The organism is Rhodococcus oryzae (assembly GCF_005049235.1).
GTDB lineage: Bacteria > Actinomycetota > Actinomycetes > Mycobacteriales > Mycobacteriaceae > Rhodococcus_G > Rhodococcus_G oryzae.
This window is the reverse complement of the sequence record NZ_SUMD01000002.1, coordinates 1-15,359: the sequence shown is the minus strand read 5'-3', so window position 1 is coordinate 15,359 and position 15,359 is coordinate 1. Positions and strand designations below refer to the sequence as shown.

Sequence of the window (15,359 nt, the reverse complement as noted above, 5' to 3'; positions counted from 1 at the left end):
CTCATTCTTGGCGCTCGAGCGTCGGCACACCTCGTCCCCGACAGCCTATCCGCGACCGCCCCGGACGACGGCGGCGAGTCCGGCAGCGCTGGTTCTTGCCGCTGCGCAGGCGGGCGCGGTGCGGGTTGTCGGTGCCACGGACCATAATCTCGTCATCGTGAACTCTTCGCAGGACCTCCGGGATCCGCACCAGGACGCCGAGCCGGGCCGCAACGGCACTCGGTCGGTGCTCATCGATCCCAGGACGCTGACCACGTGCCGGCACCGGGTCCACCTCGACTCGGCCTACCCCGAGCAGATCGCCTCGGCGCCGGAGGACATCGGCGTCCAGCAGCGCCGGGAATCGGCCCAGGCACACCGGGAGGACATGCTCCGGCGGTTGATGGCCCCCGGCGGCCACACCTGGGTGCTGATCGACCAGTCCGTCCCGACGCGGGAGCGGGCGGCGGCGACCCTGCGGGCCTGCGCCGAGGGCGCTGACCGGATCTGGGGCGCGGTGTTGCCGCTCGAGTTCGACACCGGCAGGCGCGGGCGCGCGGAGCTGTTGATCCGGGACGCCGACCGCGGGGGATACATCCCGGCCATCGTGGTGAACCACAAGGTCACCGATCCGGGCAGCGGCGCGGTCACCTCCGGCCTGGACGACTGGGCCCCGGGCGTGGACCCGGACCGGAAGGTGCGCGCTCAGCTCCGCGACCAGCTCCGCCTGGCGCACCTGCAGCGAATGCTGCAGGCGCAGGGCGTGGCGAGCCCGTCGATGCTCGGCGGCGTCATCGGGTACGGCGGCGAGCGCTTCCTCGTGCACGACCTCGCCGCGGTGATGGACGTGTACGACGAGCGGTTCGCCGACCGGCTGGCCGTCGCGCGCGGCGAACGCTTCACCTCGCCGTCGCAGATCGGCGAGTGCCGGTCCTGCCCCTGGTGGTCGCGCTGCAAGGAGAACCTGACGGCCGCACGGGACGTCAGCCTGGTGGCGACGGGCTCGCGGGCCGAGGCGCTGCGCGCGGCCGGGGTCTACACCATCGACGACCTGGCGGCCTGGGACGGACCGGCACCGGAGGAGTGGCAGGGCAACGGGTTCGAGGACGCGGTGGTGATCGCGAAGGCCTGGCTGGGCCAGGTCCCGCTGGTGCGGCGCAGGCCCGAGGTCACGGTGCGCCGGGCCGACGTCGAGGTCGACGTGGACATGGAGAGCTACCAGGAGCACGGCGCCTACCTGTGGGGCACGCTGCTGACCGCGGATGGTGTCACCCAGCCGTACCGGCCGTTCGTCACCTGGGACCCGTTGCCGACCCGGGACGAGGGCAGGTCGTTCGCGGAGTTCTGGGGCTGGCTGATGGGGGTAAGGGAGGAGACCCTCGCGGCGGGCAAGACCTTCGCGGCCTACTGCTATTCCCGTGCGGCGGAAGACAAGTGGCTGCTCGACTCGGCGACCCGGTTTGCCGGGATGCCGGGGATCCCGACGGTCGCGCAGATCCGCGCCTTCATCGACAGCCCGGACTGGGTGGATGTCTACCAGGCGGTGAGCGACCAGTTCATCTGCCCGAACGGTAAGGGGCTCAAGAAGATTGCGCCGGTTGCCGGGTTCAACTGGCGGGACGCGGACGCCGGCGGCGAGGCGTCGATGAGCTGGTATCGGGAGGCGGTCGGCTACGACCACGATCCGGATCTCGACCAGCGGGAGCGGTTGTTCGTCTACAACGAGGACGACGTACGCGCGACAAAGGTGTTGCGGGAGTGGATGACCGACCGCGCGGCGACGGAGACCCCGCTGGCCTCGGAGCTGTAGGCGCCTGCGGCGCCCGTGCGCGGCCGGGCTCGACGGGCGCTGACGCGGGTCTTCGAGTCCAGCGTTGTGTATGACGCTTGACCTGAGGATATGCGTCTCCTCGTAACCCGGAGTGCATGGTGGCCGCGGGCGCTAGGGTGTCGGCGTCCGGTGTGTCCGATCTATCGGGAACCCTCTATTCGTGGGAACAGGGGAGTGTCATCGTGGGTAAGAGCATTGTGCGTCGGGGTGCGTCGATGATCGGTGCCGTCGCGATCGTCGTCGGCGGGGTTGTCGCGGGCGGGGTCCTCGGGGCGGGAACCGCGAATGCGTACTGTCAGGAGGATGGCAATGGTGGATGTGCCCCCCATGGCAACACCCAGCCGATCTTTCCGGGGCCTGTCGGCGAGTTCCTCGCGGACGTCTGGGAAACAGGCAGTGCTCAGTCTTTGTCCTGACCTGCGTGGGTGGTCGCGGCGCATCGGCGCGACCACCCACGTTTGGGCGACGGTTACCGCGGCGCCATGCGCAGCGCGCCGTCCATGCGGATGGTCTCGCCGTTGAGGTAGTCGTGCTCGACGATCATCTGCGCGAGCTGCGCGTACTCGGAGGGGTTGCCCAGGCGGGACGGGAACGGCACGCCTGCCTCGAGGCCCTTGCGGTACTCGTCGGTGACGCCCGCGAGCATCGGGGTGTCGATGATGCCGGGGGCGATGGTGTTGACGCGGATGCCGAACTGCGCCAGGTCGCGCGCGGCGGGCACGGTCATGCCCTGCACCCCGCCCTTGGAGGCGGAGTAGGCGATCTGGCCGATCTGGCCCTCGAACGCCGCGACCGAGGCGGTGTTGATGACGACGCCGCGCTGGCCGGACTCGTCGACGGTGTCGGTCTTGGCGATCGCGTCGGCGGCCAGGCGCATCACGTTGAACGTGCCGAGCAGGTTGACGGTGATGACCGTGCGGAACAGCTCCAGGTCGTGCGGGCCGTTCTTGGACAGGATGCGGCCGGCCCAGCCGACGCCTGCGCAGTTGACGACGGTGCGCAGCGGCACGCCGGAGGCGACGATCTGGTCGACGGCAGCCTGGACCTCGTCGCCGCTGGTGACATCGGTGGGGATGAGGGTGACGCCGGCGGGGACGCTGTCGCCCGCGCGCTCGATGGACTGGGCCAGGTCCAGCCCGAAGACGGTGGCGCCCGCGTCGGCGAAGCGCTTGGCGGTCGCAGCGCCGAGGCCGGAGGCAGCTCCGGTGACCAGTGCCGCGGTTCCCTGGATTTCCACAGTCGATCCTCTTTTCTGGCGGCCACCGTTGGCCGACCGGTAGTGACCTGAACGATAGCGCCCCGGTCGTGAGTCTGGTTAACGACGGTTCACCGAACTGGCTGACAGCCTTGCCGATCCAGCCGCGGTATTCGTTGTGTATAACGTTTGACCTGCGAGGATGCCGATTCTCGATTTCGGTAGTGGCGGCGGGTGGCCGGCCCTATTCTGACGCGGTCGGGGGCGTTCCGATGGGTGTGGCCGCCCCAGTCATCACACTTCGAACGAAGGAATCTGGATGTCTCGTACTCTCGCGCGCCGTGGCGCGTCCGTCCTTGTTGCCGCGGCCGTGCTCGGTGGTGTTGTGGGCTTCGGCGGGGGCACGGCCTCCGCCGCGGAATCCTCGTCCGACGCGGTGGGTTCTGCTGCGTTTGTCGTCAACTACGCCCTGCTGGGTTCACTCGGCGTGCTGGTTGGCGCTGGCTCCATCGATGGGGCCGATGTCTGGACCGGATGTGGGAACTGCCCCCCTGCCGACACTCCGATCGGATCGATCGCGTGGGATGACTGGCTCAACGGGCGCCCTCCTGGCACATCCATGCCTCCTCCCGCAAACATCGGATAGTGCACAGCGCCGCTCCCGGCTTTCGGCCACAGCCGCTGCGCTGTTCAAGGCCGTGGCCTGTGGAAGGTGATCGTCGAATGCTTCCGTGACGGGGTGAGGTCGCCTCAGTCATCACACTTCGAACGAAGGAATCTGTATGTCTCGAACTCTGGCGCGCCGTGGCGCGTCCATCCTTGCCGCTGCTGCTCTGCTCGGCGGCGGTCTGGCTCTCGGAGCGGGCACGGCGTCGGCCGATGAACTCCCCATCACCGGCTCAGCCGCCGTGGACGTGTTACTTGGGAATGTGTTCCGTGGCCTGGCGGACACGGGTTCCAGTTTGCTTACCACTGGATGCGGAATGACTGCGCCTCCCAAATGCAGCCCTGGTTTCGATCCTGAGAGTGGCGGGTTTCCTCTCTTCCTTTCTTAGTCTGGCGCGGCCTGGACGCGTCCGCGGTCACGCCCGACACCATGGCCGCCGCGGATCTGCCAGCCCTGTTGTCACACGAGATCACATCGTTCGAGGTTATTCCGGTGATCATTATGCTCCTGAACCCCTCCGCTCCCGGAGGGCACCAGCCAGGGATTGGATAACCCCGAATTGACCTCGGTGCCGCCCGCTCAGGGATCCTCCGGGGCGGGCGGCCTCAGGACAACCGACGTCCGCGCCGCAGGCAGCATGTCCATCGCACGGTGCCGGTACGTCCTCTTCACACATCGCGGTGGCGCAAGCGGTATCACCTTCACCGGCATCGGAGCACCCGCCGCCGGAGGCTGGCTGGCCACCGGGGAAACTCACGTGCTCGGGGGCGTGGGCAACGGGAGCATGGATTACTGAAGTCCTCGCGGCTCCGGCGGCCGTGAGGGCGTCGCAGCAGCCGGCAGGCCGTAGTTCCCCCTCACATATCGAATCGAGCTTGATGGTGCCGCCCGCTCAGGGATTCCTGGGCGGGCGATTTCAGGAACAGTCGATGCAGGTGACTACCGCGGGCAGCACGTCGAGCCGCTCGGCGCCAATTGGCCGCCCGCACTTCACGCACACCCCGTAGCTACCGACCTCGACCCGCCGCAGTGCCGCGTCGAGATCCTCGAGTTCCTGCCGCGCGTCCCCGAGCAGCGAGGTGACCTGGGCGCGCTCGAACGCGATCGTCGAGCCCTCCGGATCGTGCTCGTCGTCGTTGGTGGTCAGCTCGGAGCCGTCCAGGATGTCGGCCAGACGCGCGGTGAGCGATTCGATCCGATGCGCAGTAGCGGCCTGCTCCGCCGCGATCCGGTCGCGGGCGGTGGCAGCGGCGGACTTGGTCATGTCCGATACAACACCGCATCGCAGCCGATGCTTCCGTCTGGCCCCGACCTGGATTCGGTCACGGCGCGTGGAAGTTCGTCAGCTCGTAATGCAGCGTGGGGGTGCGCATGACCTTGTGAGTCGCCCGCACCAGGACGTGCTGCAGGATCGGGAAGCGATGGTCGATCGCCCGGGCCGCGGCGTCGGCCTCGGCGCCTGCGAGCAGGTGCGCGGTCGCAGCCGACCCCCCGCCCGTCGGCTTGCCCGACCAGGTGCAGGGCGAGATCCGCACATCGGGGAAGTTCCGCAGCCGCTTGTTCTTCGAGGCCCTGCCGGGTGTCCGGAAATAGGTGTGGGACCCGTCCATTGCGATGTTCACGGGGGTATCGACCCAGCTGCCGTCCCGTTTGCGGGTCTGCAGCAACACCACCTTGGCGGCCGCGATCGGTTCCGGGGGAATCTGTTCGGTCATGTCACCCCTCCTGTGGGTGCCTGCGAGACCCTCCCAGTATCCGTCGAATCTCTCGGCGGATCCATGCCCTATTGCTAACGACAACGATTGTCAGTATCTTCTGCTGGTCCGGTTAGGGCTCGAGCGGAAGGTCACGCGTGGCACACATATGGATGCTGCTCGCCCACGATCTCTGGCGGGGCCTCGGCGGGCGCCGCGGCGAGGGGTCCGGTCATGAGTCGGACGATGCGTAAGGCGCCGGCAGCGGGGACGCTCGCGACCCTGAGTAGCTTCCCCCGATCGGTGCAACTGCTCGTCGTCAACCAATACGGCGTCAACACCGGCTTCTACATGCTGGTGCCATTCCTCTCGATGCACCTCACCGGCAATCTCGGTCTCTCCCTGGCGATCACGGGCGTCGTGCTCGGTGTCCGCACGCTCAGCCAGCAGGGCATGTTCCTCCTCGGCGGCACCGCGTCGGATCGGCTGGGCCCGCGGCGGGTGATCATCGCCGGGTGCGCGTTGCGCTGTGGGGGTTTCGCGGTGTTCGGCCTCGGGACCTCCCTACCGGCGCTGCTGATCGCCTCGATCCTGTCGGGACTGGCCGGGGCACTGTTCAACCCGGCGGTCAGGTCCTACATCGCCGTGGCCGAACCGGACCGCAGGGCCGAGGCCTTCGCGGTGTTCAACGTGTTCGCCCAGGCCGGCGCCCTGTCCGGCCCGTTGATCGGCAGCGCGCTGCTCGCGGTCGACTTCCGGACCGTCGCTCTCGCGGCGGCCGCGATCTTCGCCGCCCTCACCCTCGCCCAGCTGCGCTACCTTCCCGCGCACGAGGTGGAGCCGTCCGAGACGAGTGTGTTGCGGGGCTGGGGGGTGGTACTCGCCGACCGGCGGTTCGTCCTGTTCACCCTGGCCATGCTCGGGATGTTCGCCCTGCAGAGCCAGGTGTACCTGGTCTACCCGGTGCTGGCCCGGAGGATCACGCCCTGGCAGGGCGCGGTGGCGGTGATCTTCCTCAGCACCACCGTCTTCAGCCTGCTCTTCCAGGTCCGGGTCACCAGGTGGCTGCAGAACCGGGCCGACCGGGGCACCGCGATAGCGGGCGGGCTCGCGCTCATGGGTGGCGCGTTCGCGGTCCTGCTGCCGGTGTTGTGGATCGGCCCCGGCGACGACGTCCGGCACGCCGTCCTCGGGCTCACGCCCTTGGTGATCTCCGCACTCGTACTGGAGGCGGGCATCATGGCAGCCCAGCCGTTTGTGATGGAACTGATTCCGGCGTATGGGGATTCGCGCATCTCGGGCACATTGTTTGGCATGTTCTACCTGGTCTCCGGGGTGGTGGCGGCCGCGGGCAACGCCCTGATCGGCTACGGCGTCGAACTCGCCAACGGCTGGCCTGGGGTCTGTGTCTGCATCCTGCTCGGGGCCTGCTCCGCGGCCGCGGTGTGGCTGCTGCAGCGGCGCCGACTGCTCGCCGAACCGGCACGAGCGAGTGCGTGATCGGCGTCATCGTTCCCGAAGCCCGCTGAGCCGCCCACGGCGGCTTCGCACCACACCCTCTCGCAACACCCCCAAGGAGAAGACCATGAATCCGCTCACCCGCACGCGCCTGCCGCACCTGAACCGCCGGACGTTCCTCGGCCTCGGCGCGGCCGCGACCGGCGCCGTCCTGCTGGGCGGCTGCGGCTCGGCCGACGGCGAGGCGGCGAGCAGCGCTGCACCCAGAGACGGCGGGCGGCTGCGGGCCGTCTTCGCGGGAGGCGGCGCCCAGGAGGTGCTCGACCCGCACAAGACCAACCTCTACGCCGATGTCGCCCGTTCGAATGCCCTGTACGACAAGCTCGTCGAGTACGGAAATGACCTAGGGCCGGTGCCGCGGCTCGCCGCGAACTGGCGGCCGAATTCCGCCGCCACGTCCTGGACTGTGGAACTGCGGCAGGCGTCGTTCCATGACGGGCGACCGGTCCGATCGGCCGACGTGCTGTACTCCTACGCCCGCATCCAGGACCCGCGGAACGCGCTGCGGCCGCGGGCCTCGCTCGAGGTCATCGACATCGGGCGGTCCCGCGCGATCGACGATCGCACCATCGAATTCGCCTGCACCCGGCCCTGCGGCGACCTGGCCAACGTGCTGGCCGCCTTCGGCGCCTACGTCATCCCCGAGGGCACCACCGACTTCACCCGCCCCGTCGGCTCGGGACCGTTCACCTTCGTCTCCTTCGAACCGGGCCGGTCCTTCGTGGGCCGCCGGTTCGCCGACTACTGGGACGGGGCACCGCATCTCGAGGAACTCGAGATCCTGTCCGCGCCGGACGAGACCGCGCGGATCAACGCGCTGCTCGGCGGCCAGGCCGAGTACGCCGACGATCTCGGCGCCACGTCGGCGCGAACCTACGAGGGGGACCGCCGGCTGCGGATCCTGCGTTCGCCACGCAGCTCGATGTCGGGTTTCGCGATGAAGGTGGACCGACCACCGTTCGACAACGTGGACCTGCGCCGGGCGATGTTCGCGCTGGTCGATCGTGAGGAGCTCGTCAACACCGTGCTGGGGACCTCCGGGGTGGTGGGCAACGACCTGTTCGGCAAGGGCGCCAAGTACTACGCCGACGACCTGCCGCAGCGCACCGCCGACCTCGAGGCCGCGCGGGCGCTGATCCGGAGGGCCGGCGCCGAGAACACCCGCGTCGAGTTGCTCACGACCGGTGCGACCAACGGATTCGTCGAGGCGGCCAACATCTTCGCCGAGCAGGCCGGGCGCGCCGGTCTGCGGATCGAGGTGAAGGTGGGCGAGGGCTCCACCTACTGGACCCGAACCCTCGACGAGGGCGTGCTGTCCAGCTTCCGGTCGGGCGCGATGCCCATCGAGTCGCACCTCGCGCAGCGGATGCTGTCGACATCCGCCAAGAACTACACGCAGTGGCGTCGGCCCGAGTTCGACACCCTGTTCGCCACCGCCAGCGCCACCACCGACGAGGAGGTGCGCGCCCGCGCCTACCGGGACATGCAATCACAGTTGTATTCCGATGGCGGCCTTCTGGTCTGGGGTTTCGCCGACGGGCTGCACGGGCTTGCGCCCAACGTCGACGGCGTGGCGGAGGGAGCCCCCAGCAACACCCTCGGCTACGCGCGCTTCGACAAGGCGTGGCTTTCCTGATGCTCGTCCGGTACGTCGCCCTGCGCATCGCCCTCGGCGGTGCGCAGGTGCTCGGCGTCGTGGTGGTGGTGTTCCTGGTCGCGGCCCTCCTACCCGGGGACGCCGCCGTCACCATCGCGGCCGACGATGCCGACCCCGAACGCATCGCCCGGCTCCGCCGCGCCCTCGGGCTGGACCGACCGCTGCTCGATCAGCTCGGGGGCTGGCTCGGGGGTCTGGCCCGCGGAGACCTGGGAACCTCGGCGATCTCGGGGCGGCCGGTGTCCGAATTATTGTCCGCAGCAATGGTTCCCACCGTGACGCTGACGCTGCTCGCCCTCGCGGTCCTGATCCCGATCGCCCTGCTGCTGGGGGTCACCGCGGCGGTGCGGCGGGGCGGTCGGGTGGACCGGGCGATCTCCTGGCTGACCGTCGCGCTGTACGCGGTGCCCGAGTTCGCCCTGGCGATCGTGGTGGTCGCGGTGTTCGCCGTGTGGCTCGGGTGGTTCGCCCCCACCGCGGTCGGCGCGAGCGGACCGTTGCTCGCGCAGCCGGAGCTGTGGTTGCTGCCGGTGGCGGTGCTCGCGGTGCGGCCGGTGTGCTCGCTGTCGCGACTGGTGCGGTCCTCGATGATCACGTCGCTGGAGTCCGAATACACCCGGCACACCCTGCGGCTCGGCGTGCCGATGCCCCGGGTGGTCTGGCGGCACGCGCTGCCCGGGTCGATCACGCCCGCCGTGCAGCAGCTCGCACGGGTGTCGGACTGGTTGCTCGGAGGCGTGGTTGTGGTGGAGGCCGTCTTCGCGCTCGGCGGGCTCGGGCAGCTGCTGGTCGGGGCGGTCAGCAGCCGGGACGTGCCGTTGCTGCTGGGTCTGGTGGTGCTGTTCTCGCTGATCACCGTGAGCGTGAACCTGCTCGCCGACATCGCGGCGTTCGCACTGAATCCCGTTGCGCGGGAGGCACGGTGACGGTGCGTACCGAGGGTGGCAGGCGCGGAGGCCGGGGATCGGGGGTCCTGGTGGGCGCGGCGCTCACGACGGCCGCGCTCCTCGTGGCTTTCGGCGGACCGCTCGTCGCCGAGCCCGGCCCCCGCGGCCCCGCCTTCGCCTCGGGCGGCGACTGGCCGCTCGGCACGGACGCGGAGGGCCGCGACGTGCTGACCCAGGCCCTGCTCGGCGGTCGATCGTTGGTGCTCATCGCCGCAGCCGCGGTGCTCGCGATCTACCTGCTCGCCGTGCCGTGGGCAGTGGCCGCGGCGACATCGGGGCGGCGGTGGGTGGACGAGATGTTGATGCGCCCGCTGGACCTGCTGCTCTCGGTCCCGTCGATGATGCTGCTGCTCCTCGTGGTGGCGATGACGGAGGCGAACGCCGCGGTGCTGGCGCTGACGGTGGCGGTCCTGCAGTTTCCGGACGCCGCCCGGCTGGTGAGGGCCTCGGCGTTGCACGCCGCGCACAGCCCCGCGATGCAGGCGCTACGCCTGCAGCGGGAGACGTGGTGGCGGCGCAACATCGGCTACCTGGGGCGCACGCTGCTGTCCGTGCTGGCGGCCGATGCCGGGCTGCGCTTCGTGGGCGCGATCTATCTGGTGGCGTCCGCCAGCTTCCTCGGGCTGACGGCCGACGCCTCGGGCACCGATTGGGCGGTCATGGTCGATCGCAACCGGAGCGGTATCGCCCTCGCCCCTTGGGGTGTGCTGATCCCGACCCTGTTGATCATCGGGCTCGCGGTCGGGGTGAATCTGTTGTTCGACTCGGGCGCCAGGGTGGCGTCGAGAGAGGCGTCCCCGGGGAGGAGCGACACATGACCGAGGTCGTGCACGGGCGGCGCCAGGCGATCCGGGTGCGTGGACTGACCGCGCGGGCCGCGGGCCGCACGCTGGTCGACGGCGTCGACCTGGACATTCCGGCCGGCGATGTCACCGCCGTCATCGGCGGCTCGGGAAGCGGAAAGACCACCACGGCGCTGGCCTTGATGGGGGAGCGGCGGCCGGGCGTGACAATCGAATCGCTCCTGCTCGAGTGCGAGGGGGTGCGGTTCGGCTACGTGCCGCAACAGCCCTCCGCGGTGCTCACGCCCTGGCTGCGGATCGGGAGCGTGCTCCGCGACGTCGAACGCGCCGCACACCGCGCGGGGCACCGGCTCACCGTGCCGGATGCGTTGCGGCGCGCCAGCTTTCCCGAGGGCGCGCGGCTGCTGGACCGCTACCCGCACCAGCTCTCCGGCGGTCAGCAGCAGCGCCTGGTCATCGCCCAGACCCTGCTGACGGACCCGGACTGCCTGATCCTGGACGAACCGACCACCGGCCAGGATCCCGCAAACAGGTCGGCCGTGCTGGACGAGATCACCCGCCTCGCGAGCGAGGGGCTGACGATCGTCCTGCTCACGCACGACCTCGATGCGGTCCGGGCGGTGGCCGGGCACGTGGTCGTGATGATGCAGGGCAGGGTTGTCGAGTCCGGCGACGTGGCGCTTCTCGACGCGCCCGCCCACCAGCAGACGCTGGCCCTGCTCGAGGCCGGCGCATCGCGTCGCGAGCGCGGCCGGAGTTCGGGAACCGGGGCTCGGACCCCCCGGCTGGTGATGGACGGGGTGACCGCGGGCTACCGGAGCGACCCGGTCCTGCGGGACTTCTCGCTGGGCATCGGTCCGGGGGAGTGCGTGGCCCTGGTCGGTCCGTCCGGTTGCGGCAAGACCACCGCCGCCCGTGTCGTCGCCGGGCTGCACCGGCCGTCGGCGGGGCGGGTACTGCTCGACGGCGAGGCGTTGGTGGCCGACGCCCGGGGGCGTTCCCGCGCGCAGGCAGCGGCGATCGCCTACGTGTTCCAGGATGCGAAGGCGGCCTTCGATCCGTTCCGGAGCGTGGGCGAGCAGATCGCCCGCGGGCCGATGCGGCTGCGGGGCATGTCCAGGGTGGACGCCGAGAATGCCGCGACGATCGCGCTGCGGCAGGTTGGTCTCGCTGCCGATATCGCGCGAGCACGCGTGTCCTCGCTGTCGGGCGGTGAGGCGCAACGCGCCGCGATCGCGCGTGCCCTTGCGACGTCACCCGCGCTGCTGATCTGCGATGAGGTGACCACCGGGCTCGACTCGGTGTCGCAGCGACGCGTGCTCGAGATCCTGTCGGAACTCGCCCGCGAGCAGGGGATGTCGCTGCTGGTGATCAGTCACGACGCCGCGGTGGTTGGCGCGGTCGCGGGTGAGGTGGTCGAGATGGGGGAACTTGCCTCGACCGGGACGTCGAACTCAGTGGAGCCCGAAGGTCTCAGGTAGCGGGTGAGGGCCGCCGCGATCGGAGCAGGCAATGACGCTCTCGAGACAGCGTTTAACGCTTTGAACTGCGCAAAGTCGCGTTCCGATTCCGCTTCGGTGCGTCGTTTCGCTCCCTATTCTTGGCGGGCTATGGGTGGCGCGGGCAAGGGGCTCGCCGGGGCTTCACGATTGAGGGAGACGTCAGTGGAAGTGGCTGGACACGTGGTGCGCAAGGGTGGGTCGTTGCTCGGGGCGCTGACGATTGTCGCGGGAGGTGCGCTAGCCGGGGTGGGCGCGGCGGGAGCGGTCGACACCGGCAGTTTCACCTCCGAACTGGGGGCCTGTCAGCCATTCACCGACGTCGACTTGGGCCCTTCGGCCTGTGACGACCTTCGTTACCAGGACAGGGCGGTGGTCGGGGACTTCGACGTGGAACTCACTGGACGGGACAGGGTGAGTCATGGTGAAAACGCAGTAGTGAGGGCGAACTTCTCGATCAACAAGCCTGGGGACCTGGTGGATCCGCAGTCGGGGTTGGAGCTCACGAGCGCCACCATCCGCACCCCACGTGGGTTCGTGTTCACGAGCGGAGATGCATCGCTCAGCTCGTGGTCGTCCGACGCAGTTCTCGACGCGACCTTCACGGTCGATCCCGAGACCGGCGACGTCACAGTCACCGCTCCCACAGGCGGATGGGTCATCCCCACCCGCGAGTCTTCCTGGGGTGTCGCCGCCGGATCGGTCCGAATGAACCTGAATTACACGGCGACCGAGTCTGTGGACAGCGGGGAGTCCGCGCTTCGCTTCAGCGGAGCCGGGGTTCCTGAGTCGGGGTGGGTGGCGACGGGGACGACCCAGGTCGCGCCCGACCTCGGGGGGTTCGGCAGCTCGGGTTCCTGAGGGTTACCTACCGGTCGAGGGGTTCGCTCGTCTCCTCGACCGGTACGGCCTTCCGCGCCCGCGCGTACCGAACGCCTCCCACCACAGCCGCGACCGCGAGGATCGCGCCGCCGGCGATCGGGCCCGCCACGGACCCGGGGAACAGGCCCTGGAGCAGCAGCATCACGCCGAAGACGAAGAACAGGGTCGCGGCCGCGAGCTGGATGAACCGCTCCGGCAGGTGCTTGCCCAGCACGGCGCCGACGATGATCGCGAGGGCATCGGCCGCGACCATGCCGACCGTCGAGCCGATCCACACGCCGACCCAGTCGTTGTCCGCGGCCAGCGTGATGGTGGCGAGCATCGTCTTGTCGCCGAGCTCGGCCAGGAAGAACGCCGAGGCGACCGCGAGGAACGCCGAGGTGCCGACCCGAGTGGCCTTGTTCTGCTCGTCGTCGCTGAGGCTGTCGCCGCGCAGGGTCCACAGGGCGAAGATCAGGAAGGCGATGCCACCGACGGTGCTGATCAGGTTCGTGGGGATGGCCACGCCCAGGTAGTGGCCGACGCCGACGGAGACCAGGTGCACCACGGTGGTGGCGACGGTGATGCCGCCGATCACGACCCACCACTTGTAGCGCAGCGCGAACGCCATCGCCATGAGCTGGGATTTGTCGCCGAGTTCGGCGACGAAGATGACGCCGAAGCTGAGCAGCAGCGCGGCAAGCATGCGAACCTCCTCCGTTATCTGGTTTCGGAGGATGTTGGGAACCGTTCCTCCGGCCGCCGACGTGTGGACGTCGACAGCCGAAGGTCTCGCCCACCGGTGCCTGTCGCGTGAACGACGGCGTCGGTTCGGGCAGCCGGGCGCATCGTACTTCGCGATGCTGACCAGTATGTCGACTGCTCGATTGGGGGCTACTCCCCTTCGCTAGGCGTAAGACTACCCGAGGTTCACGAGATCGCAAAGCGCACAACAAGTTTGGGAGACCGAACTTTGTTCTTCCGGTCCGCGTCAGGAGGCCAGCAGCATGGCCAAAACGGCGGTGTCGGGGTCGGAGTTGGGATCGAGGCTCATCCGGCTGACCAGGGACGTGACGGTCCCGTCGGCGTCCGCCTCCACCCAGGTCGCCCGGTGGTCCAGGCCGAGGTGCGGCACGCCCGGCAGCAACAGGCAGCCCGAGGCCGCGCCCACACACTCCGGCAACGACGGCATGGTCTCCGACGGCGGGTGCAGCACCAGCAGCGCGGGCGGCTGATGCTCCGCGAAACATCCTGGTGTGACGGCAGATTCGCCGAGGACCGGGCCCTCCGCGACCACAAGCCCGACGGTGCCCGGTTCAGGGTCCTCGGGAACATCCTCGTGCGCGCCGAAAACCGTTGAGGTGGGGAGTAACCCGGGTACGCAGGCGACCCGGACCGCGAACACCAGGAGCTGGGCCCACTCCTTGGTGGTGTCGGGCCACCGGCCGGAGATGACGAACCCGCGCAGCGCCCCGGCGGCATGGAACGGCGATACGCCGATGTGTCCGTGCTGGTTCACGTCCGTCCCCCTTCCGCCCGACGGGCGCCCCGGACCGCATCCCGGGACACCTCCAGGATGCGCCGAACTCGGCTGGCAGACAAGCGGGATGGAGTGCCAGCCGAACCGGGGGACGCGCTACGTCTGCGCGGCGGGAACCCGCACCCGGATCCGCCGCACGGCGCCGCCGCGGTCCCGTTCCGCTTCCTCTGGAACCCATGTCTCGGCGGTGCAGACGAACAGGTCCCGACCGTCGGGCCCGCCCAGCGCGAGCGAGTACGGGTGGGGCGCGGACAGGCGGTCGGTGATGGCGCCCTCGGCGTCGACGCGGAAGATCTCGTCCCCGAACGGGGAGGCGACCCAGACGCCGTCCTCGGCGTCGATCGCGAGGCCGTCGGGGTGCACCGAGGCGTCGAACTCGGCGATCACCCGTCGTTGCTCGAGCCCGCCGTCGGGCTCGATGGTGAAGCCTGTCAGCCGGCCGGGGGTGGATCGGCTCTCGGCGACGATGAGGGTGTTGCCGTCGGAGGTCACGACCATGCCGCCCGCCAGCACCATCGCGGTCGCGACGTCGTGGACGGTGCCGTCGGGTTCGATCATCGCCAGGTCGGCGGGCCGCGGCGGCCGCGGGGGATCGCTGCCGTCGCCGACGTTGCCGACATAGGCGCGTCCGAACCGGTCGACGCACATCTCGTTCAGGTACCAGGTGGCGATGCCGGAGAGGTCGGCGTGCACGACCAGGGCGCCGTCCGGTTCCCGGCGCAGTACGAGCAGGTCGCGGGTGGAGGCGATGAGGAGCCGACCGTCGGGGAGAAAGCCCAGGCCCGCGGGTCGACCGGGCACCTCGGCCATGGTGTTGAGCGCGCCCGTCAGCGGGTCGTACGCCAACACCTCACCGGCGTGCGTGTCCGAGAACCACAGGTGCCGGTCGTGCCAGCGTGCCCCATCGGGAAAGGTCAGACCCTCGACGAGGGTGTCCATCCCTCAACGATACGACCGTTTGCCGGAAACGACTCCGCCGCGCCCGAAGGTCGGGCGCGGCGGAGTGGGTCGTGCGGCGGAGCTGCTTAGACGATGAGGCCTGCGGTCTGGGTGCGGGCGCGGTCGAAGCGGGCGGAGACGTCGTTCCAGTTGACGATGTTCCAGAAGGCGTTGACGTAGTCGCCCTTGACGTTCTGGTAGTCGAGGTAGAAGGCGTGCTCCCACATGT

General features: G+C 69.6%; 14 protein-coding genes. 7 read left to right on the top strand and 7 right to left on the bottom strand.

Annotation, left to right across the window (positions count from 1 at the left end):
• Positions 1-226: 226 nt before the first annotated feature.
• Positions 227-1,789: a TM0106 family RecB-like putative nuclease gene (locus tag FCG67_RS03525; protein ID WP_136908037.1), complete on the top strand. Its 1,563-nt coding sequence runs from the start codon at positions 227-229 to the stop codon at positions 1,787-1,789.
• A 490-nt stretch (positions 1,790-2,279) separates the two neighbouring features.
• On the opposite strand, the gene FCG67_RS03520 is transcribed toward FCG67_RS03525, so the two are convergent.
• From FCG67_RS03520 to FCG67_RS03510, 3 genes are all read right to left on the bottom strand, one after another.
• Complete coding sequence (locus tag FCG67_RS03520) at positions 2,280-3,047, bottom strand: SDR family NAD(P)-dependent oxidoreductase (protein ID WP_136907242.1); 768 nt, start codon at positions 3,045-3,047, stop codon at positions 2,280-2,282.
• Between the two features lie 1,541 nt (positions 3,048-4,588).
• Positions 4,589-4,936, bottom strand: coding sequence for a TraR/DksA family transcriptional regulator (locus tag FCG67_RS03515; protein WP_136907240.1), 348 nt, complete (start codon positions 4,934-4,936; stop codon positions 4,589-4,591).
• Between the two features lie 58 nt (positions 4,937-4,994).
• Positions 4,995-5,387 (bottom strand): PPOX class F420-dependent oxidoreductase, encoded by a 393-nt coding sequence (locus tag FCG67_RS03510; RefSeq protein ID WP_136907237.1) that lies wholly within the window; start codon positions 5,385-5,387, stop codon positions 4,995-4,997.
• 213 nt (positions 5,388-5,600) lie between these two features.
• Here FCG67_RS03510 and FCG67_RS03505 point away from each other — a divergent pair, with 213 nt between their 5' ends.
• The 6 genes from FCG67_RS03505 to FCG67_RS03480 all read left to right on the top strand — a co-directional run bounded on the left by FCG67_RS03505 (position 5,601) and on the right by FCG67_RS03480 (position 12,651).
• A complete protein-coding gene (locus FCG67_RS03505; RefSeq protein ID WP_246044812.1) occupies positions 5,601-6,866 on the top strand; it encodes an MFS transporter in 1,266 nt (421 codons plus the stop codon).
• Positions 6,867-6,951: 85 nt separating this feature from the next.
• Positions 6,952-8,520, top strand: a complete 1,569-nt coding sequence (locus tag FCG67_RS03500; protein ID WP_136907235.1) for an ABC transporter substrate-binding protein — start codon at positions 6,952-6,954, stop codon at positions 8,518-8,520.
• On the top strand, positions 8,508-9,467 hold the full coding sequence (locus FCG67_RS03495) for an ABC transporter permease (protein WP_246044811.1): 960 nt from the start codon (positions 8,508-8,510) through the stop codon (positions 9,465-9,467). The genes FCG67_RS03500 and FCG67_RS03495 overlap by 13 nt, the downstream gene beginning before the upstream one ends.
• Positions 9,464-10,306, top strand: coding sequence for an ABC transporter permease (locus FCG67_RS03490; RefSeq protein WP_136907233.1), 843 nt, complete (start codon positions 9,464-9,466; stop codon positions 10,304-10,306). The genes FCG67_RS03495 and FCG67_RS03490 overlap by 4 nt, the downstream gene beginning before the upstream one ends.
• Entirely contained in the window at positions 10,303-11,772 is a 1,470-nt protein-coding gene (locus FCG67_RS03485) for an ABC transporter ATP-binding protein (RefSeq protein ID WP_136907231.1), read from the top strand. The genes FCG67_RS03490 and FCG67_RS03485 overlap by 4 nt, the downstream gene beginning before the upstream one ends.
• Positions 11,773-11,901: 129 nt before the next feature.
• Positions 11,902-12,651: a hypothetical protein gene (locus FCG67_RS03480; RefSeq protein WP_136907229.1), complete on the top strand. Its 750-nt coding sequence runs from the start codon at positions 11,902-11,904 to the stop codon at positions 12,649-12,651.
• A gap of 7 nt (positions 12,652-12,658) precedes the next feature.
• Here FCG67_RS03480 and FCG67_RS03475 read toward each other — a convergent pair whose 3' ends face one another.
• The 4 genes from FCG67_RS03475 to FCG67_RS03460 form a co-directional block, all read right to left on the bottom strand.
• A complete protein-coding gene (locus FCG67_RS03475; protein WP_136907227.1) occupies positions 12,659-13,357 on the bottom strand; it encodes a TMEM165/GDT1 family protein in 699 nt (232 codons plus the stop codon).
• Between the two features lie 285 nt (positions 13,358-13,642).
• Entirely contained in the window at positions 13,643-14,170 is a 528-nt protein-coding gene (locus FCG67_RS03470) for a peptidase (protein WP_136907224.1), read from the bottom strand.
• A 117-nt stretch (positions 14,171-14,287) separates the two neighbouring features.
• The gene (locus tag FCG67_RS03465) at positions 14,288-15,130 is read right to left on the bottom strand and encodes an SMP-30/gluconolactonase/LRE family protein (protein WP_136907222.1); all 843 of its coding nucleotides are present in this window, start codon (positions 15,128-15,130) and stop codon (positions 14,288-14,290) included.
• 86 nt (positions 15,131-15,216) lie between these two features.
• A partial coding sequence (locus FCG67_RS03460; protein WP_246044891.1) for a Fe-Mn family superoxide dismutase occupies positions 15,217-15,359 on the bottom strand: 143 nt, incomplete at its 5' end.